This is a genomic window from Brevibacillus ruminantium (assembly GCF_023746555.1).
Taxonomy (GTDB): Bacteria; Bacillota; Bacilli; order Brevibacillales; family Brevibacillaceae; genus Brevibacillus; species Brevibacillus ruminantium.
On record NZ_CP098755.1, the window covers coordinates 855,284 to 876,708 of the forward strand.

The following is a 21,425-nucleotide window of genomic DNA, read 5'->3' on the forward strand; positions in this document are numbered from 1 at the left end:
GGGGCATGAAACATATGATTGACGCTCATTTTGATCTGCTGATGGATGTGGCTATCCAACGGGAGTACGGCAGAAAAAACGTCATTGTATCGGATTATTTGTCTGACTTTTTGGCAGGCGGGGTGCAGACCATCGTCGCTGCCATTTATATCGACAGCAAATTTTTACCGGAGATGGGACTGCGTAAGGCACTCCAGCAAATCAGCGCGCTGCACGCTGAGGTGGAAGAGGCGCCGGATAAAATCATGGTATGTAAGAGTGTGGATGATATCGAAACCGCTAAGAAGACAGGGAAAGTCGGCTTTGTCCTCTCTCTGGAAGGAGCTGATCCGCTGTACAACGACCTCAGCTTGCTCCGAATTTTCTATGAGCTTGGCGTGCGTTTTATGGGACTCGTCTGGAGCAGACGCAATTTCGCAGGAGACGGCAGCCACTTTTCTCCGGTACGTGAAGGGAAAAAGGGAGGCATTACCGAGTTCGGCGTGCAACTGATCGAAGCAGCGGAAGCGATGGGGATGATCATCGATGTCAGTCATCTAAACGACGAAGGCTTTTGGGATGTCATGGAGATTGCCAAAAAACCGATTATCGCTTCCCATTCCAACTGTCGGTCACTCGCTGGCTCCATGCGCAATCTGACAGATGAGCAAATCAAGGCGATTGCCTCGACTAACGGGGTGATCGGGATTAATGGCGTTAACATTTTTGTAGCCGATAGCGATGACAAGTCCGATCTGGAACATCTGCTGAACCATGTGGATCATGTCGCAGCACTCGTAGGGGTAGAGCACATCGGAATCGGACTGGATATTATCGAGCCATTCATGAAGTACGATTCTCCGATTGCTCTCGCTGAGGCATCGCGGAAGGATTTTGATGTGGTGAAAGGACATAGCATGGTACCTGAGCTGGTCAGTGCTCTTGCCAATCGAGGGTATACAGATGAATCCATCGAGCTGATCATGGGCAAAAACTTTATTCGCGTGTATCAGCAAGTCTGGAAATAACAATGAAAAGGGAATGAGCAATGATCATTAGAATAGCGGCAATCTCTTCGGAAGAATTCGTACCAAGGATTAGAAAGAATATCCATGCAGACGCAAATATTCATCTGACGACGTACACATACCAGAATCCAAAAGAGAGTACGGCTTTGCTTGACCTCATTGATGATTGTGACGTACTGCTGTTTGCTGGGCCGCTGCCGTACTTTTTTGCCAAAGAAAAGGCGGAACAAAAAAAGTGGCCAGCGGTGTACATTCCATCTGATGAGTATACGATTTCACTTTCGCTGTTTCATACGATGCTGCATGTCCCGGGGGGATTGGACCGGATTTCCATCGATGTGCCAAAGGCTGCGTATATCGAGAAGGTAGCAGAAGAATTGGGCATTCAGCCTACGTCTTGGTTCGTAACGGACTACAGCGAGATAGTCGAAGAAGGCGGCACCAGATTTGACGCCGAGGAAGTCATCCATTTTCACAAGGAGCATTGGGAGAGAGGGGAGAGCAAATTTGCCCTGACCGGTGTTGATTATGTGTATACGCGCCTGTGTGAGCTGAATATTCCCTGCGCCCCGCTCATCGTTCCAGACAAAAATATTCGGGATGCTATCCAGCAAGCGGTGGCGTATGGGCAACTGAAAATTAGCAAAAATTCGCAGATAGCGGTGGGCATCGCTACGATCAATCAGACGGGCGGCGCAGGCTTTCAGGCAGAAAGCCAAATGCAGGACGCCACGATCATCTTGCTCCAAGAGCTGCTTGAGCTGGTTAAAGAGACCGATGCCTCTATTCAAAAGCTCGGGATGGATCAATTTATTATTTACGGGACGAGAGGCAGTATTGAGCAAATGATGGAATACGGCAAGATTGCCCATGTATTGGAAAATGTCAGTCATCTGTGCAAGGTCACGGTCACGATGGGCTTTGGGTTCGGTCTCACAGCGAAGGAAGCGGAAGCAAACGCGCGAATCGCGATCTATCATGCGCGAAACACGCAAGAAAGCAATGCTTATCTCGTGACAGATGAAAAAGAAGTCATCGGGCCTGTGAACACTGAGGCGAAAACTTTTCATTTAAAAAGCGAAAACAAGGCCATTTTGGAGATTGCCGAAAAGTCAGGCTCGAGTGTCGCTACCATAAATAAGCTGATCCAGTATGTAAAGCTGCGACGGGACAATCGGTTTACAGCGACTGACCTGGCCGAATACCTCCAGATCAGCAGACGAAGCTCAGAGCGAACCGTAAAAAAACTGATCGATCATCAAGTGATTGAAGTGGTTGGCGAGGAGCAGCCGTATCAACAAGGACGTCCCCGCGCTGTGTATCGCTTCAACCACCATTTACTCTCTCGTTAGTGAAAACGAATATGTCCCGGTTGTTCCAGGTGAAGGAGCAATCCGGGACCACCTCCATACCATTCTACTTGAACTCATCTACGAATCGACTCCTGCCAGCACTATCTACTAACCCGTCAAAAAGCACAAATGAAATTTGCGACTATATAGCGACGTTAGTCACGTAAGCCATTGCTTTACCCAATAAAACAATGCAAAAAAAGGAGGCACGCAATGTTGCGAAAAAATTTGGATTGCCGCATCAAATACGTCCTGTTTGCTTGTTTACTCGCCTTTTCAGCAGCGGGGTGTACATCTACACCTCCACCCGCCAAAAACGTGGAGCAACAACCAAAAGCGACTGTCAGCCTAACACCAAAAACGGGCGGAACAATCACAATCGGGTTTCAAGCGGAGCCAGATACGTTAGACTCGCAAAAAACAGCCTTGTCAGCGGGCAATTTCGTAGGCGGCTTACTGGGGGGAGCCTTGATGGTTCTCGACCCGTACACCTTTGAGCTGAAGCCTCATCTCGCTGAATCGTACACGGTCTCCGAGGATGGAGTGACCTTGACGTTCAAGCTGCGCCCGGGAGTGAAATTCCATGATGGAACACCGTTGACTGCATCTGTCTTTAAGCAAAGCATAGAGCGAGCCATTGATCCAAAGACCGCTTCACCGGTGACGGGACAAGAGCTGACCACAATCGAATCCGTTGGTGCACCTGATGACTCTACGCTGATTCTTCAGCTGAAGCAGCCGTCAGCACCGCTGCTCAGTGCCTTGTCTTACGGGGGGTATCAACAGCCGATTTCGATGGAGGCGCTGAAGAAATACGGAAGTGATTTTGGACGAAATCCAGTCGGGGTCGGACCTTGGAAGTTCGAGAGCTGGAAGACAGGGGAATCCATTACGCTGATCCGCAATGATGACTATAAATGGAGCGCACCGTTTGTGGAAAATCAGGGACCTGTGCGTCCGGATAAGCTCGTCATCAAGTTCATCAAAGACACGCAGACCTTGATGGCTGCACTGGACAGCGGAACGATCGACATCGCGGGTGTACCTGCCAAGGACGTGAAGAAGTACAAGAATCATAAAGATTTCACCGTTTTGGAAGGAATGCAGCCGGTTGTGAACCTTATCGGCATGAATTTGGAAAATGAGATTTTGCGGGATGTCCATGTACGCAAAGCGATCAATCTGGCGATCAACAAGGAAGCGCTGATCATCGCAGATTTGCAGGGAGAAGGAGTGCCAGTCTACGGACCGATCCCGCCTACTATGTTTGGCTACGACAAAGCGGTAGAGGAGTATGGCTACAAATACAACAAAGAAGAAGCGATTCGATTGCTGGAGGAGTCCGGCTGGAAGCTGGGAGGGCAAGGAATCAGAGAAAAGGACGGAAAAGTGCTCAGCCTCACGATGATCATCGACGATCCTAAGCCAGGAAATCAGCTTGTGCAAAGCATGTTGAAGGAAATTGGCATCGATCTGAAAATTCAAAGCTACGAAATGGCCACCGCCCATGCACAGGCCGTAAAAGGCGAATTTGATTTGATGGCAACCGATCACGGGAGCATAGATCCGAATATTTTGGAGCTGTTTTTACATTCCAACCAAATCGGCGGCTTGAACTTTTTCCGTGTGAATCATAAAGAGCTGGATAGCCTGCTGGAAAAAGGTTCAATAACAACAGACAGTCAGGAAAGGCAAAAAATATACGCGGCCATCCAGAAGCTCGTCGTGGAGGAGGCTTATTGGATTCCGCTGTATTCTGCGAAGACGTTCCAGGTTATCAGCAATCGCATTCAAGGGGTCAAGCCTAACCCGCTTGCGACACTTACCATACAGGATATGTGGGTAAACGAATGACGTTTGTCCAGCCAGACGAACAATTCACTTGCAATCATGAGGGGGAGTCATTGTGGAGAAAAGAAGAAATTTTCGAGGGCGCATCTGGTATGTTTCACTCGTTTGCTTGCTCTTGCTGGCGGCGATCGGCTGCAGTCAGTCAGCAAGTCCGGCAGCGCAGGAGGGCACCCAGCCGGAGGGCGGGGGAGAACCAAAGGCGGGTGGTACGATCACACTCGGGCTATCGGCAGAGCCGGATACTCTCGATATACACAAAACGAATATGTCGGCGAGCGAGGTCGTGACGAGGCTGATTGGGGGAGCGCTCTTGTCCACCGACCCTGAAACGAAAGAGATCAAGCCGTATTTGGCGGAGTCGTACAGCATTTCCGATGACCAAAAGACTTGGACATTTAAAATCCGCTCGGGAGTGACCTTTCACGATGGCACACCACTGACAGCTGCTTCCTTTAAAGCGACCTACGAACGGGCGATGGCACCGGAAACGGCTTCTCCAGGAGTTGGCCCCTTGCTCAGTGTGATTGAAAAGATCTCTGCCCCGGACGACAAGACACTCATTCTTCAGTTGAAGGAGCCGTCTGCCCCGCTCTTGTCGTATCTGATTCAGCCGAATGTGACGCAGCCGCTGTCCATGACTGCCATCGAGAAGTACGGCAAGGAATATGGGCGAAATCCGGCGGGGGTCGGCCCGTGGAAATTCGAAAGCTGGAAGACAGGGGAATCGATCACGCTGGTCCGTAATGAAGCGTACAAGTGGGCAGAGCCTTTTGCCAAAGTTCAAGGACCACCTATGCCCGACAAGCTCGTTATCAAATTCATCAAGGATACGCAAACAACGATTGCTGCCTTGGAAAGCGGATCGATCGACATCGCTTCGATATCGGCAAAAGAAGTGAAGGATTACAGGAGCAACGGCAAATTCGAGGTTTTGGAAGCGACGAAGCTGGGTGTGAATTTCATTCAGATGAATCTGGAAAATGAGATTTTGCAAGATCTTCGTGTACGTCAGGCGCTAAACATGGCGCTCAACAAAAAAGCAATCATCCAGGCAGACCAGCAAGGAGAAGGAGAGAGTGCTTTCGGTCCACTGCCGCGGAAGATGTTCGGCTATGATCCTGCTGTCGAAACATACGGCTATCCGTTCAATGTGGAGGGAGCCAAAAAGCTCCTGGAGGACGCAGGCTGGATGACAGGTGCCGGGGGCATCCGCGAAAAGGACGGGAAGCCGCTCAGCCTGCAGCTTTTAACCGCTATGAATACACAAGGAATTCCTTTGATACAAAGCATGCTGAAGGATATCGGGGTGGAGATCAAGGTGCAAAACGCCGAGCTGGGCAGTGTGCTGGATTTGTCAGCAAAGGGACAGTTTGATTTGAACGTACTGGGCTACACCGATCTGGACCCCGATATTTTGTATTTGTTTATGCATTCCAGTCAAATTGGCGGCCTGAATCACTCCCACATCCAGAATCCGCAGCTGGACGCTTTACTGGAGAAAAGCCGCACGGTAGTCGACCCAGTTCAGAGACAGCAGATTTTTACGGAGATCCAAAAAATTGCGGTAGAGCAAGCCTACTGGATTCCGTATTCCGAAGAGAAAACCTTCCTGGCCGTGAATAAGCGTGTACATGGAATCAAGCTCGATGCGATGTATGGCATCATGCTGGGAGAGAGCTGGGTGGATCTGTAAGCAAGGCATCAGCAGAGAGATGGGGGATCGAGAATGGAAAACAAGGAATGGCAAAAGCAATTTGTAGAGGTAGCACAACCGCACATTGACAAGTGTGGCGTACCGGGCGTGTATGTGGGCTTGAACAAGGACGGTCAAAGCATCTATCGTCACGGGTTTGGCTATCGGGATAAAGAGAGGCAGCTGGCGATTACGCCTGATACGGTGATGGGCGTAGCGTCGATCACCAAGTCGTTTACGTGTGCTGCGATCATGCAGCTGCAGGAAGCGGGAAGGCTGCGGGTTCACGATCCGGTGCTCGCCTATTTACCGGAGTTTCGCACGCCCGACCAGAGCTGCACCGAGAAAATGACGATCCACCATTTTATGACACACACGTCTGGATTGCCGTTATTGCCAACGGATTACCTGGCAATCAAGGGTTTGCCGGATGGGAATATCGAAGACGAGGACCATCCCATTCACAAGCAAATCAAGAAAGAGGATCAGAAGTGGGTGCATACGTACGAGGATTTTATGGAGGTCATCAGCAAGACAGATTTTCAGCTATTAGGGCAGCCTGGAGCAAGATTCAACTACTCCAATGACGCTTATTCACTGCTTGGCGCCATCATTGAGCGAGTCAGCGGGAAGACCTACGAGACGTATATAAAGGAGCATATTCTTCAGCCGGCGGGAATGCATAATAGCTCGTTCGACTTGCAGGATTTACAGCATTACAAAGAGGTAACGACGATCTATCGACTTAAAAATGAGGCCAGGGACATTGAAGTTTACCCTGATCCTAAGTGGGAGGAAGGTCCCGTTGTGCTCGCCTCCGGTCACTTAAACTCTACCGTCCATGACATGCTGCGCTATACGGAAATATATCGGACAGGAGGGCTGGTCGGTTCAGAACGCATTCTTTCTAAAGAGAGCGTGGAGCAGATGACGCATCCGCATGTCCAAGCGGGGTATGGTCAGTATTACGGCTACGGATTATTCGTGACGCCGAATTACTACGGAGCTACAAAGCTGGAGCATAGCGGAGGGCTCAAAGGGGTGGCCTCGCAAATGGTCATCATCCCCGAGCGAGGAATAACGGGTATCGCGATGGCGAATTTGGCAGAGACGCCAATCATCGAGCTGCTGAACTATGCCGTCCATTCGCTGGAGAACCGTCCTGCAACCTCTCCCTCCCTGCCATTTCCTACGGAGTGCAGTATCAACGAAGCACAGCTGCGGCAGTACACAGGTACGTATCGGGCAGGGGCCAACCACGATAGGCAAGTGATGATGGAGCAAGGAGCTCTGGTGCTTGATCTGGGCGGCAATAAGGTCCCGCTGCGCCCGATCGGAGATGATTATTTCGTGATGAAGCTGGATGAAGAGGAACAAGCGATCAGGTTTCAAAGAGACGAGAGCGGTAACGTATCCGGCATTTCAATAGGTGTGCTTTACTTGGTGAAGCTCGCAGATGAAAACGTAAATGACGGGAAAGAGGTGTGAAGGATGAATAGACAAGGTTGGGAAAGCACGTTTGAAGAGCTCGCAGAAAAGGTGATAAAGGAGAGCCGGGCGCCTGGATTCGTCATTGGAGTCAATCAAGACGGTAAGAGTCTGTATCGAAAAGGGTTCGGCTACCGCGACGCCGAGCAAAAGCTGGAGATTACGCCTGATACCGTCATGGGACTGGCATCGGTCACTAAGTCCTTTACTTGCATGGCGATCATGCAACTACAGGAAGCCGGAAAGCTGTCCGTCCATGCTCCTGTTCTCACATACCTCCCACAGTTCCGGACCCCGGACCGCCAGAAGACGGAGCAAATAACGATTCATCACTTGATGACGCATTCATCCGGGCTTCCGCCACTGCCTGTCGATCTACTCGCGATCAAGCATTCCTTGCTCGACACGCTTCCAGAAGAGGCAAATCCGATACACAGATTTTTGAAGAAGGAAGATCAGAAGCCGATCCATACGTATCAGGAATTTATTGAGGTTCTCTCAAGAGTGGACTACGAATTGCTGGGTTCGCCCGGTCAGCATTTTAGCTACTCCAATGACGGCTACTCCCTGCTCGGAGCCATTATTGCTGAAGTGAGCGGCAAACCGTATGACGTCTACGTGAAGGAACACATTCTTGAGCCAGCAAATATGCCGAGCAGCACCTTTCTTTTGAGTGACCTGCCTCGTTATCCAGATGTTACTACGATTTATCACATGAGAGACAATCAAGGTGTACCTGAGCTGTACCCTGACCCGCACTGGGAGGATGGGCCAGCTGTGGCTGCATCTGGACATTTGAATTCGACTGTGCGCGATATGCTGAATTACGCTGAAATTTTTCGTACAGACGGAACGGTCGGCAAGGAACGGATACTTTCTGAAGAAAGCGTAAGGCAGATGACCCTTCCTCACATTCCATGCAACTACAAAAGGTATTACGGGTATGGCCTGATGGTGGAGCCCAACTATTATGGAGGAACGCTTCTGAAGCATGGGGGAGCCATCAAAGGCGTTGCGGCTCATTTGAGCATCGTTCCCGAAAGAGGAATTACAACAATGGCGCTCGCCAATCTGATCGGAACACCGGTGGAAAAGCTGACTTTGGCTGCCTTGAATCTTCTCGAAGGCCGGGAAGCTGACGTGCCTCTGGTCACCTATGAAGAATATCGGGCGGCGACAAATCGATTCGAGGAGTACGTGGGCAGATATATCTCAGGCGAAGGAATGGATGTCAGCATAACAGCAGAGGACGGTGTGCTGACTCTGATAAACAATACGGCTATTTTTGCAAGCGACAAAGGAGTGAAGTATCCGCTTATGCAGATCGCCGAAGACTACTTTTTGGCCCGCATGGACGGAAGCGAGCTTACAATCGGCTTTACGAACGGAGAAGACGGAAAGGTAAAAGCTGTTGCTTTCGGATATCGACAAATTCCTAAGGTTGTAGCTACGGAGGTATAAACGAAATGAAAATAAAGTCTGTCCAGGTCCATGCCATCAGAATCCCCCTTTTGCGCCCGTTTATTGTTGCGTACGCCACCTATTACGAGATGCCTTCTATTATTGTGCGTGTAGAGACCGATGATGGACTGGTGGGCTTTGGAGAATCGGTTCCCGATCAGCATGTCACGGGGGAGACATGGGAGAGCACTTATGCGCTGCTCGTCCATCACCTGATCCCGGCAATCATCGGCGAAAATCCGTTTGACATCGAGCGAATTCACGATTTGATGAACCGATGCGTATACCAAGCACCGGCAGCAAAAGCGGCTGTCGATATCGCGTGCTACGATTTAATGGGAAAGGCCGCAGGGCAGCCCGTCTATCATTTACTAGGTGGAAAATATCATCCGACTCTGTCCCTGCCATATGTGCTCAGTATTCTTGCGCCCGAGGTTATGGCAGAGGAAGCGAAGCAGGCTGTGGCTTCCGGCTTTGACAGTGTAAAAATAAAGGTAGGCGCTGATCTTATGACAGACGTACAGCGCATTCGTGCCGTTCGAAAGGCGGTCGGCCCTGCTGTGAAGCTGCGGGTAGACGCCAATCAGGGATGGGTCAATCGCACCAATTCCTTGCTGGCTCTCGGGCAAATCGAGGATTGTCAAATCGATTGGATGGAGCAGCCCGTCCTGGCTGATGATCTGGAAGCTTTGGCGGAAATTCGCAGGCAGACGGCGATTCCGATCATGGTAGACGAGGGCTTGCTCGGACCGAGTGAGATGCGGGAAGTCATCGCGAAAAAGGCAGCCGATAAGGTGAACATCAAGCTAATGAAGTGCGGGGGCATCTACCCTGCAAGCAAGCTGGTTCATCAAGCCGAAATGGCCGGGATGGAATGTCAGATTGGCTCGATGCCAGAATCATCAGTGGGCAGCGCGGCAGGAGCTCACTTATCGATCGCGAAGAAAAATATTATTTCAAATGAATTGGCAGGTCCTTTCATTTTTTCAAAAGATGTGGGGAATCTGACGTGCCAAGGAAAGCAAATTGTAGTGAGCGATAAACCGGGATTGGGGATCGAGGTCGATGAAGCGATTCTCGCCGAGCTAACGGTGATGTCAGAGCAAATTCGTTGACGCCTGGAGGTTTCAGGCAAGAGAGAATGAGGAGATGAACAGCCATGCACAGGACAAAAGCGACAACACTTAAAATCGTGGAGACATTAACGGAGGAACAGCTAGTGATGCTGAAGGAGCTGGAGCAGGAAGCCTTTGGCGTGCATGGAAGCATCGATGAATGGGTGCTCGTACCGCTTGCCAGACATGGCTGCATCATCCTTTTTCAGGAAGAAGGAGACTCTCGGCCCGTTGGTGTTTGTGAGCTGATGAGAGATTTTCGCCAGCCCGATAAAGCGTATGTGTACGGGTTCTACATTCGAGCGGACAAAAAAGGCTTGGGGTATGGCTACACTTTTTTGGAGAGCTTGCTTGCGCAATTGCGAGAGGATGGATTTACAAAGGTTTGCTTGACCGTTGGACCGGAAAATGTCGGGGCGGTTGCTCTTTATCAAAAAGCGGGCTTTCAGATTATAGAGACACGTATTGCGGAGTACGGCAGCGGTTACGACCGCCATTATATGGAAAAGAGATTGTAAAAGGAGGCGCCTCTCAAGATGAAAGGATTTCCTGTCTTTCGGATTAGCGGTACAGCATACGAAAGAGGGAGGCAATTCGGACAGCTTGCCAGAGAGCAAATCGTAACGAATCTGCGGGCATATGAACGAGCCTTCCGGGAAGGGGCAGCCATTTCGTGGGAAGAGGCAACAGCATATGCTGCCCAGTTTATCCCATGGATCGAGCAGTACGATGCGGAGATCATGGAAGAAATCAAAGGCATCAGCGAAGGGGCAGGTCTTGATTTGCAGGATATCGTTGCCTTGAATGCGCGAAGCGAAATCATTACCAATCTGGGCGGCTCCGCTTCGAAAGCAGACGGGTGCACATGCATAGCGGCAGTTCCACCTGCTACGAAAAGACAGGAGACACTCATCGGACAAAACTGGGACTGGATCAATCTCATAGCAGATGGGCTCGTGGTGGTAGAAATCGAGCAGCCGCCGCGACCGACCATTCTCATGATTACGGAAGCGGGTATCGTCGGGAAAATTGGAATGAATGCCAAAGGACTAGCGGTATGTCTGAATTTCCTTCGATCCTCGGAAAAATCAGTTGGGGTTCCGATTCACATCATTTTGCGAGGAATATTGAATAGCAGCACGCTGCCTCAGGCGATTCGCCAAATCACGAGACTTCCCCGAGGGACGGCGGCTAATTATTTGTTGGCGCATCGAGAAGGTGAGGCGGTAGGGGTAGAGACTGCACAGGTAAACTACGACGTTCTCTATCCGTTGGAAGGGCATATCACACATACGAATCATTTTGTCAGCCCTCGTATACAGGTAGATGATTCTGTTCGCATGGGGGCCTCCGATACGTATTTGCGGATGGGGAGAGCGACGAAATTGCTGACAGCTGAGCGAGGCAGTATTGACGAGGAGTATATAAAGGATATATTTCGAGATCACTTCAGCTATCCGGATGCAATCTGCCGCCATGGGGAGGCAGAGGAGAGTGAAGAGACAGCGCTGCTCGATTGTACGTTGTTCTCCATCGTCATGAATTTGACGACAGGTACCTTTGAATTATCCAAAGGTCAGCCTTGTCAAAGTACGTATGAGAGGTATCATTTTTCTGAGAAGCACGAAATCGCCAAACCAATTTTATAAAAGGCAAACCGCTTCAGGAAATCAATCATCGTCAAGCCATATGGAGTCGCTTCATGTTCTCCGAGAACCTCCTTGACGCAGGCATCACATGCGATTTCCCTGGATGTTTTCATTCTTTTCATAGAGATCCACACGATTGGGTTCATCCAGTGTATCATCAAGACAAAACTGCTGAGCGTATTCCACCACATGTCTTTTCTTTTAAAATGGGCCAGTTCATGTGACAAAATATGCAGCAGTTGAGAAGGGGGCAACTCTTTCGCGACCGCTTCCGGCATAAAGATCCACGGATGAATCAATCCAGAAATAAACGGGCTCTTTGCATAGTCGCCTGTGTAAAGCGAGATTGGTTTTTTTATACCAAATTTCCTTTGACATTCTTCCATGACAGACAAAATCCGCGGGTCTGTTACCGGAGTGAGCGTTCTGCGCCGCTTTCTCATCCGAAATAGGTAGGACAAAAAGGAGGTAATGAACGCTACCGCCCCGGCCAACCAGATCGCAGATACGATTTGTACACCGAACGCATATCGAACTTGCGAGGAGTAGAGTGCTTGTTTTTCGTCCCACAGCTCGATTGTTTCAGGTTGCGCATGATTTTTTTCAGGCGTAATGGTATGATCATTTTGTGGTATTTTATTCTCTTCGCTGTTTCGAGGGATATCATGTGACGGGCTGTTTCCTTCAACATGAATCATCGAAACGGCATTTTTTATATGTGTGGCAACATTAAATATGCTTGCGGGGCTGCTTGGAAAATCAGGCAAAAGCAGCCTGACTAACACGATCAGCCACAGCGCATGCTGAAGGCGGGCACTCAGATTCAATCTCCTTCTCGGACCAATCGCCCTCTTCCAAGAAGTTGGTTACCATTAGCTTTGCTGCTCCGCCAAATACCCTGTTTACAAAGGATTTGCTTTCCGCTTTGACACATTCTTTTTCGGAAACGGCAGGGTAGTACAGATAGCTTCTACCTACTCTCTCGAATCGGAGCGCCTTCTTTTTGAAATATTGATGCTGACAGATCTTGCTTTAACAAAGGATAGTAACGATGTCTTATCGAAACCTATGGGAAGGAAAAAGGATGAATAACAGAAATGGAGCGTGAAGAAATGGATAAGAAAAATGAATAAAATTGCTGATATTTTTAATTGGAGATGAATAATGTATGACTGTACAACAGGTTATTGATCAAATAAATAAAGAACTTAGTGGAGTTAAGGGCATTGTGGGGGTAGTTTTAGGAGGTTCACGAGCAAGAGGAACGAATCATGCTGCTTCTGATATTGATATTGGGATTTATTATGATGAAGCGGCAGGCTTTGATGTCAGTGAAGTTAGTAAGATCGCTACAAAGTTAGATGATGAACATCGGGAAAAAATCATCACATCTTTAGGAGAATGGGGTCCGTGGGTAAATGGCGGGGGATGGCTCATTGTTCAAGGATATCATGTGGATTTTTTATTCCGTGATGTAAAACGGGTATCACAGGTTATGGATGACTGTTTGACGGGAAAGGTTTCTCCCCATTATCAGACTGGACACCCCCATGCTTATATTAATGTTATGTATATGGGTGAACTCTCCATTTGTAAAGTATTATCTGACCCCACCAATCAGTTAGCCGAACTAAAAGCGAAAACCATGCCGTATCCAAAACCATTAAAAGATGCAATGATTGGATATTTTATGTTTGAATCATCCTTCTCCTTACTGTTTGCTGAGAAAAACTTGGATAAGGATGACATTTCGTACGTTGCGGGCCATGTCTTCCGCTCTATTTCATGTCTAAATCAAGTGATATTTGCATTAAATGGGGAATACTGTATCAATGAGAAAAAGGCAGTTCGGATGATTGAAGGTTTTCATACAAAACCCAATGATTATAAGAAAAAGATAGACCAAATTATTACTTTGATTTCCTCAAATCAAGACCGTACAAAGGAAGGTATTGAAATACTTCAAGAACTCATTTCAGAAACAGAAAGATTATTAAATAAATAGTGATTCATAATGTTGAAATGCTATTTTACTCGAACGGAGCAGCCTTTTTGAGGTTACTCCGTTTTTTTTGCGAACATGTCGAATGAAGAATCGCAACGATCTGGCGTTCAAAAAAAAAATCCCTCCATCTCGAGACCGATGCAAAAATACATCGGTTGTTAGATCCAAATTCTTCCTTTTGGTGTATGATAGAAGTCGGGGCGCTGCCTCCATCAGATCAGCGGGGCAGCTAGCGGTGTAATTCTATCCTTCTAGTAAACCTTGAAATCGCGCCAAACAAATTTCAAACAATAGCATACGGGGAGATGGAAACAGTGAAAACGTTGATCGAATTCAAAAATGTAACCAAAGAATACAAAATCGGAGAAGTGCCGATCAAGGCCTTAAACGGTGTTGATTTTTCCATATCAGAGGGAGAATTCGTCGTTATTTTGGGGGCAAGCGGCGCCGGTAAAAGTACGATTTTACATATACTTGGCGGTATGGACACGGCGACCTCGGGTCAAGTGATTGTAGGTGATCAACACATCACCAGATTCAACGAAAGAAAATTAACAGAATATCGCGGCGAGAAAATCGGTTTTGTCTTTCAATTCTATAACTTAATCCCGAATTTAAACGCACTGGAAAATGTTGAGTTTGCCACTGAAGTATGTAAAAACCATCTGGATGCGAAAGATATTTTGCACAAAGTTGGATTATCGCATCGTATCAAAAACTTCCCTTCCCAGCTCTCTGGAGGAGAACAACAACGAGTGGCGATCGCGAGAGCTGTTGCCAAAAATCCTTTACTTTTACTCTGTGATGAACCAACCGGAGCTTTGGATTATGTGACAGGCAAGTCCGTCTTAAAGCTTCTTCAAGATTTGAACAGGGACATGAAAAAATGCGTCGTTTTGGTCACACATAATTCTGCGATTGCTCCTATGGCTGATAAAGTGATTAAAGTGAAAAGCGGAATGATCGAAAGCGTTGCGATTAATGAGGAAAAACAGAGTGTTGAAGGGATTGAATGGTAATTATGAAATTACTATTAAAATTAGTAAGGGATATCAAACAATCTATCGGGCAATTTATTGCCTTTGTTTTGGTTATCGCGGTCGGTGCTTTTTTCTATGCGGGGTTAGTCACTTTAAGCGATAATCTGAGTGCGTATACAAATGCTTACTTTCAAGAACATAATGTCAGCGACTTACATGTCTATTACAGTCACCTTTCCAAAAATGATCTGGCTGGATTAAGCGAAATAGAAGGCATCCATAAAATAGAAGGGCGTTATACCTTTGATGCGACACAAGCCTTTGAAGATTATAAAGCTTCATTAAAAATTCATTCAATCCCTGAAAAAAATGAAATCAATACGCCTACTTTGATCGAGGGGAGTATTCCGTCCAAAAAGAATGAGATTTTACTGGATTCCCATTACGCCAACGAACATCAGTATCATGTCGGTGATCAAATCAGTATCAGTACGAATGAAAAAAGCTTTGCGTTTACCATTAGCGGCTTGGGTGAAAATGTTGAATATGTAAAAAAGAACGAAATCCAAGACCATAAAACGAACGGATTCGCTTATATTGCCGAAGAGGCCCTGCCTGATATCTTAGGCGGCTTTACCTATAATGAAATCATGATTGATGCGAAAGAAGGGTACGATGTTGACGAATTAGGGAAATCAATTGAAGCGCAATCCAAACAACTTACGTATGTAGATCAAGTAAGGAAAGAACGGACTTTCAGTTATTCCAAAATCGATCAAACGATACATAATAATAAAATGATGAGCAGAGTGATACCATTCGTTTTCTTTTTAATTGAAGCGCTTATCCTCTTTCTTACCATGTCGAGGATGATCGATTCTCAAAGAAATCAAGTAGGTATTATGAAGGCGTTGGGTGTAAAAAACAGAAACATCATGCTTCATTACATGGGATACCCTGTGCTGGTAGGGATCATCGGCTCAATCATAGGTTGTGTCATTGCCGCTATCGTATTTATTCCATTAATAACTGCGTCGAATGCACGGGCCTACTCTCTGCCTGACATTACATTTTCACTATCTGTTTACTCGGTCATTCCGCCCATCATTGTCTCGAGTGCTTTTGGACTCCTCGCGTGTTACTTGAGTGGCAGAGCCATATTAAAAGAACGTGCGGCTCAGGCTATGCGTCCGAAACCCCCAAAGAAGATGAAACAATTATTGATCGAACGATTTCCGAGTATTTGGAGTCGGATTTCCTACAGTAACAAACTCATTTTGAGAAATATATTTTTACATAAACAAAAAGCTTTAGCCAGCTCCATTGGTGTTGTGGTAAGCACTATCTTACTAATCACTGCCTTTGGCACGCAAACGGCCTTGTTAAAAGTAGCGAACCAAATTGAAGATGTGAATAGATATGATTTGCGAGTAGATTATGCGAGGGGAACTTCCCCTGGGACGTTACCACTCCCCGCCGGGATTAAAAATCATTATTATCTATCCACGTTTCTTGTTGAATTCATACAAGACGATAAAAAAGAAAATGCCACTTTGGTTGTTACGGAAAAAGAAAACAATCTCATTCATTTCTTTGACGAAAATGGCAATCGGATATCTTTGGAAGATGATGGAGTGCTGGTACCCAAATCTTACGCTGATAAATATCAGATTGGAGAAGGAAACATCATCAAAATCAATTTCGTTGCACCAGAGCTTACAAATAAAACAGTAGATATGAAAGTGTTAAAAATATCTACACAGTATTCGAATCCGTCGTTTTATGCCACACCGGCCTATTTAAAGAGCTTTGGCATAGACTACAGCCCCGCCTCTCTTTTCGTTGAGGCCAGTAGCTCTACAGATCTTGTCAGCGTCCGTAACTTCTTTGAACAAGATCAACATGTAGATACGATTGCCGATAAGAGTGATCTAAAAAAATCGGCTCAGTATATTTTGAAACAAAACAGTTTTATCTTTATCATGTTTATCATTTGTGCGGTCATACTCGCCTTTGGCGCTATCTACACAATATCTTCCATCAACATATATGAAAGGAATCGCGAGCTAGCAACACTGAAGGTATTAGGCTATCAAAAAAATAAAATAAACAGACTGATCTTTTTTGAAAATATCATACTCACCACATTTGCGGTCATTGTAGCTTTACCGATCAGTGGCTATGTTTATTCAATCGTTGTAAAGGGACTGTCTAGCAGCCATCAACAAATTCCCGATCAATTAAATATTTTTACTATGTTCGTATCTGTTATGCTTGCATACTTGCTTACCATTCTCGCTAACTTACTACTTAGGAGAAGAGTCACCAGGATAAATATGATTGAATCCCTAAAAGGGGTAGAATAGAAGGATCCTCATTTTTTGTGAGTATTTTGGGATTGCGTTCTTATAGAATGGTGTTGGCGTATCTGGCTGTTGGAACATGTTGAAAGTCGAAGGCGGGATCAGGAGGGCGGCGATGCGAAGCTTGCGTTTACAACAGGGAATACGCTTCGGCTATCGGGCGGCGGGGCTTGCGCTCATCCCGCTGATCTTGTTCGTTCTTTTGATCGCGCTGTACCAATATACCGTTCCAGACCGGACCGCACCAGAAGCACGGCAGGGCGTTCTCGATCTGAGCCAGTGGGATTTCGGACAGAAAAGCTTTATTGCGCTCAACGGAGAGTGGAGCTTTTACCCGAATGAACTCTTTAGGCCGGATGATTTCCGAAATGGACGAACGGGAAACGCGTCTACCTATTCCGCTCAAATTCCGAATGCATGGTACAGCAGCGTTCCTATCGACAAAGCAAGCCAGACGACATACGGAACCTATCGGTTAATCGTGAAGCTGCCCGAGACTGGGGGCCAGTATGGATTCCGGGTGTCGAACATTCACTCGTCCCACCGCCTTTACGTGAACGGCCTCCTGCTTGGCAATGGAGGCAACCCGACCACCGCCGCCAACCATGATTACCAGACTGAAAACAAACCTTACAGCACGTTCGCCTGGGTACAAGGGCCGGAGATGGAAATCATCCTGCAGGTGGCCAATTTCACCCTGTCGAATGGCGGTGGCTTCGAGGATTTGTACTTCGGCTCACAGGCCGATATTTCAAGGTTAGACCAAATTCTGTTTGCCTTCGAATTTTTCGGTCTGTTTATCCTGCTTCTGTTTGGCGGGTACCACCTGAGCATTTACGTCATGCGTCTGAAAGACAAGGCGTACCTTTACAGCGGACTGTACTTTCTGACCTTGATGGTGCTCGTCGTGCTGGATGGCGACAAACTATTGCTGCAGCTCGTGCCGGGCATATCAAATGAATTTTATCGCAAAATGTATAATCTCGGCGGATTCTCTAATATTGCTGTACTTGGGATCTTCCTCCATCATCTGGACGGCAAGCTGCTGACACGCAGGCATCTTGCCCTGCTTCTTTCGCCGATCACTCTTTATTTGGGAACCGTCCTTGTGCTGCCTTACGAGGTATACTCCAAGATTGGCAATTTGCCTTGGGAGTACGTTACGCTGGTGGTCGCTTTCTATTTATACCGAGCCGTCAGACTTGGCTTGAAAAAGGACGGACAACTGAAGCACAAGGAATCCTTTTTGGTGGTTGGCATGCTGATCTCCGTCACCATGATCCTGCTGGTCGGATTCTTCTATTCGCTCGGTCTGGTTCAAACCGACATGGGACGGCGGATGGCCTTTCTTGCCGTCATTATGTTCATGAATGCACTGCTCGCACTGCGTCTGACCTCTGCAACAGAGCAGACCGAGAAGTTGACAGAGCAGTTGCTTGTTCGCGACAAGCTGAAGGACGAATTTCTGGCGAATACCTCGCATGAGTTGAAAACGCCGCTGCACGGTATCCAGAACATCGCTTCCTATTTACTCGACGGCAAAGCTGGCACGTTATCCGAGAGGCAGCGGACAGAGCTGTCGCTCATTTACGATACGTCGACCAAGCTGTCTGCGCTCGTGAACGATCTGATTGATGTTGTCCGGTTGAAGCATGGCGATCTGCTGCTAGGCCAGACAGCGGTGGATCTTCGCGTCGCCGCCGAGACGGCGTTTCAAGTGCTGGAATTCGAACTGATGGGCAAGGATGTGCGTTGGGAGAACCGTATTCCGCCCGGCACAATGGCTGCTGCGGATGAGAATCGGGTACGGCAGGTGCTGTATAACCTGATTCACAATGCCATGAAACATACGAAAAACGGGTATATCGAAATCAGTGCTGTAGTGGCGGAAAGCCAAGTGGCCGTATCGGTCGAGGATACGGGGGTTGGCATAGCACCGGAAATCCATGAAGCGATTTTCGGCTACTTCGAGCAAGTGGATCAGGTCGTGCCTAACGATGGCTATACCGGGATGGGGTTCGGTCTATACATCAGCCGGAAACTGATTGAGAGAATGGGCGGTCGTATTTTTGTTGAGCGGTCCGAGCCAGGACAAGGCACGCGAATGACCTTTATCCTGCCGATTGCTCAAGGAGGCACTGATGAAACCGCCGCACCATCGTTGTTATCATCAGTAGCTGGGAGCAGGATGACCTCCGCGCTCCAGATGCCCCTGGACATCATCGATCCGATGCGGCAGAACACCGTACTTGTTGTCGACGACGAAGCGTCCAATGTGAGGATTTTGCTCAACTTGCTGGGCGACGAGTATAACGTTTTGACGGCTTTTTCCGCCAAGGAGGCGCTTCAAAAGCTGGAGGCCTACCCGCGCGTCGATCTGATGATTGTGGATGTCATGATGCCCGAAATCTCGGGTATCGACTTGTGTCAGGCCGTGCGAGAAACGCGTTCCGTGCTTGAACTGCCAGTCCTTTTCGCCACGGTGAAGGATTCCTTGTACGATATCGAGCTTTGCTTCCGAGCCGGAGGAAACGACTTCATCGCCAAGCCATTCGATGCGAAGACGTTAACCGCGCGAGTTCGGACGTTATTGTCGATGAAAACCTCGATGGATCAAGCTATGCGAAACGAGATCGCTTTTCTTCAAGCGCAGATCAAGCCGCATTTTCTGTACAATGCGATCAGCAGCATCGTTTCTTTCTGTTACACGGATGGAGAGAAAGCAGCTTACCTTCTCTCTATGCTGAGCCGCTATTTGCGAACAGTGTTTCAGCGAGAACTTCACGCGCCATATGTGCCGCTAAACGTAGAACTGGAACTGATTCGGGCTTATGTGGAGATTGAGAAGGCGCGGTTTGGCGATCGCTTATCCTTCAAACTGCAGCAGGATTCCGGGTTGGAATCGGTCGTCATCCCTTCTTTCACAATCCAGCCATTCGTTGAGAATGCGATTCGGCATGGCATTTTTGAAAAGGAAGGCACTGGAACCGTGGCGTTATCAATTACGGACGGAAACGGGTATATCCGGTTCGAAATTGTCGACGATGGCGTTGGCATGGCAGATGATGTCCTGTACCAGTTGAATGCAGGCGAACGACCGGATGGTTCCGGCATTGGAATGACCAATGTCCGCAAACGGCTGATGTCCTTGCCAGGTGCGAGCGTATCTATTGATTCAGCCCTGGAGAAAGGAACAAAGGTCGTCGTTTATTTGCCAAAACGAGAGGCGGCGAATGCGACAGGCTAGCTTCTGCCTTGTTGCAAATGGTTGCCTTTGGGGGGAGTGCACTTGCTGCGTGTCATGATTGTGGAAGACGAGCAACCGATTTTGGATCTGATGGAGAGACTTGTCGGTGAGCATCCGCTCTTGCAAGTCGCCGGCGCGTTCACCAGTCCGATTGCCGCGCTGGATCGCCATGCGGAGCTGAAACCTGACGCCGTGTTTCTCGATATCGAGATGCCAAAAATGGGCGGCATCCAGCTCGCAGAGAAGCTGAAAGAGCAAAATGAGGAGCTTCAGGTCGTATTCACAACGGCGTATCCGGATTATGCGGTGGATGCTTTCCGTGTCCATGCTGTCGATTATTTGCTGAAGCCGGTCACTTCGGAGGATCTGGAACGGGTAGCGGCAAGGTTACTGAAGCTTCACGTCATGCGTTCGGCGCTTCGACCCGCAGTCGCGGCGGATCAGGAACCGATCGCGCGCTGCTTCGGCACATTTGAAACGAGGGGCTCGAACGGAAGCTTGATCAACTGGCCGACTCGTAAGACAGAAGAACTGTTTGCTTATTTGCTGGCGTATCCGAACCGGCTTGTTGGACAATGGCACTTGGCCGACCTGCTCTGGCCGGATCTGGATGAAGATCGTGCGCTCCATAATGTGCACAATTCGGTTTACCGGTTGAAAAAAGCGTTGAAGGATGCAGGCGTGAGCTTGGATTTATCGAACAGCAATGACGGATACCGTCTGCAGCTATCTCCCGATTTCTCTGATTTGGAACGTTTCCGGGACTTCATGAACCGTACGGCGGAGATCGATGAGCGGAATACGGCGGAAGCCGCCAAACTGCTGAGGTCGCATGCCGGTTCCTTGTACGGGGGCAAGGATTATAGCTGGAGCGCGGGTCTGGCTGCCGAGATTGCGACGAAGCAAGCAGGTCTTGCCCGTATGTTGACCGCCTACTATCGGCGAATCGGGAACCGTTCGGCAGCGAAGGAGACGCTGCGCGTCTATTTGCTGCATGCCCCGCTAGATGAGGAAATAACTGGCGAGCTCCTTCGTCTGTATGCCGAAGATGGGGAGGCCGGTTCTTTTCGCGCCCAATATGAGCAGTATGTTAGAGGGTTGGAAGAGGAACTTGGCGCAGCGCCTGCGGAGGAGATCCGCAAGCTGGCGGCAGCATTCGTACACAAAGCGACGGAAGCGTAGCAGATGATTCATCGCTTATTAACTTAACAGGT

The 21,425-nt window shown here is 48.3% G+C and carries 16 protein-coding genes; 14 read left to right on the forward strand and 2 right to left on the reverse strand.

From position 1 onward, the window contains the following. Positions 1-5: 5 nt before the first annotated feature. From NDK47_RS04330 to NDK47_RS04370, 9 genes are all read left to right on the forward strand, one after another. On the forward strand, positions 6-1,007 hold the full coding sequence (locus NDK47_RS04330) for a dipeptidase (protein WP_251873643.1): 1,002 nt from the start codon (positions 6-8) through the stop codon (positions 1,005-1,007). Positions 1,008-1,027: 20 nt separating this feature from the next. Further along, positions 1,028-2,359 (forward strand): transcriptional regulator, encoded by a 1,332-nt coding sequence (locus NDK47_RS04335; RefSeq protein ID WP_251873644.1) that lies wholly within the window; start codon positions 1,028-1,030, stop codon positions 2,357-2,359. Positions 2,360-2,572: 213 nt separating this feature from the next. After that, positions 2,573-4,213, forward strand: a complete 1,641-nt coding sequence (locus NDK47_RS04340) for an ABC transporter substrate-binding protein (protein WP_251873645.1) — start codon at positions 2,573-2,575, stop codon at positions 4,211-4,213. A gap of 52 nt (positions 4,214-4,265) precedes the next feature. After that, positions 4,266-5,903, forward strand: a complete 1,638-nt coding sequence (locus NDK47_RS04345) for an ABC transporter substrate-binding protein (protein WP_251873646.1) — start codon at positions 4,266-4,268, stop codon at positions 5,901-5,903. Between the two features lie 33 nt (positions 5,904-5,936). Beyond that, a complete protein-coding gene (locus tag NDK47_RS04350) occupies positions 5,937-7,391 on the forward strand; it encodes a serine hydrolase (RefSeq protein ID WP_251873647.1) in 1,455 nt (484 codons plus the stop codon). Between the two features lie 3 nt (positions 7,392-7,394). Continuing rightward, entirely contained in the window at positions 7,395-8,852 is a 1,458-nt protein-coding gene (locus NDK47_RS04355; RefSeq protein WP_251873648.1) for a serine hydrolase, read from the forward strand. 5 nt (positions 8,853-8,857) lie between these two features. Next, positions 8,858-9,967, forward strand: coding sequence for a mandelate racemase/muconate lactonizing enzyme family protein (locus tag NDK47_RS04360; protein WP_251873649.1), 1,110 nt, complete (start codon positions 8,858-8,860; stop codon positions 9,965-9,967). 44 nt (positions 9,968-10,011) lie between these two features. Beyond that, positions 10,012-10,485, forward strand: a complete 474-nt coding sequence (locus tag NDK47_RS04365; RefSeq protein WP_251873650.1) for a GNAT family N-acetyltransferase — start codon at positions 10,012-10,014, stop codon at positions 10,483-10,485. 18 nt (positions 10,486-10,503) lie between these two features. Further along, on the forward strand, positions 10,504-11,616 hold the full coding sequence (locus tag NDK47_RS04370; protein ID WP_251873651.1) for a C45 family autoproteolytic acyltransferase/hydrolase: 1,113 nt from the start codon (positions 10,504-10,506) through the stop codon (positions 11,614-11,616). Here NDK47_RS04370 and NDK47_RS04375 read toward each other — a convergent pair. Together NDK47_RS04375 and NDK47_RS04380 are read right to left on the reverse strand one after the other, a co-directional pair. Then, the gene (locus NDK47_RS04375) at positions 11,574-12,443 is read right to left on the reverse strand and encodes a M56 family metallopeptidase (protein WP_251873652.1); all 870 of its coding nucleotides are present in this window, start codon (positions 12,441-12,443) and stop codon (positions 11,574-11,576) included. The genes NDK47_RS04370 and NDK47_RS04375 overlap by 43 nt on opposite strands. Beyond that, positions 12,376-12,642, reverse strand: coding sequence for a BlaI/MecI/CopY family transcriptional regulator (locus tag NDK47_RS04380; RefSeq protein WP_322112100.1), 267 nt, complete (start codon positions 12,640-12,642; stop codon positions 12,376-12,378). The genes NDK47_RS04375 and NDK47_RS04380 overlap by 68 nt, the downstream gene beginning before the upstream one ends. A gap of 142 nt (positions 12,643-12,784) precedes the next feature. Between NDK47_RS04380 and NDK47_RS04385 the strand changes: the two genes are divergently transcribed. The 5 genes from NDK47_RS04385 to NDK47_RS04405 all read left to right on the forward strand — a co-directional run bounded on the left by NDK47_RS04385 (position 12,785) and on the right by NDK47_RS04405 (position 21,393). Next, entirely contained in the window at positions 12,785-13,621 is an 837-nt protein-coding gene (locus tag NDK47_RS04385) for a nucleotidyltransferase domain-containing protein (RefSeq protein ID WP_251873653.1), read from the forward strand. Between the two features lie 314 nt (positions 13,622-13,935). Then, on the forward strand, positions 13,936-14,640 hold the full coding sequence (locus tag NDK47_RS04390) for an ABC transporter ATP-binding protein (RefSeq protein ID WP_305883369.1): 705 nt from the start codon (positions 13,936-13,938) through the stop codon (positions 14,638-14,640). Positions 14,641-14,642: 2 nt separating this feature from the next. After that, positions 14,643-16,967: an ABC transporter permease gene (locus tag NDK47_RS04395; RefSeq protein ID WP_251875983.1), complete on the forward strand. Its 2,325-nt coding sequence runs from the start codon at positions 14,643-14,645 to the stop codon at positions 16,965-16,967. Positions 16,968-17,079: 112 nt separating this feature from the next. After that, on the forward strand, positions 17,080-20,211 hold the full coding sequence (locus NDK47_RS04400; RefSeq protein WP_251873655.1) for a hybrid sensor histidine kinase/response regulator: 3,132 nt from the start codon (positions 17,080-17,082) through the stop codon (positions 20,209-20,211). A gap of 42 nt (positions 20,212-20,253) precedes the next feature. Beyond that, positions 20,254-21,393 (forward strand): response regulator, encoded by a 1,140-nt coding sequence (locus NDK47_RS04405; protein WP_251873656.1) that lies wholly within the window; start codon positions 20,254-20,256, stop codon positions 21,391-21,393. The last annotated feature ends 32 nt before the right edge of the window (positions 21,394-21,425 follow it).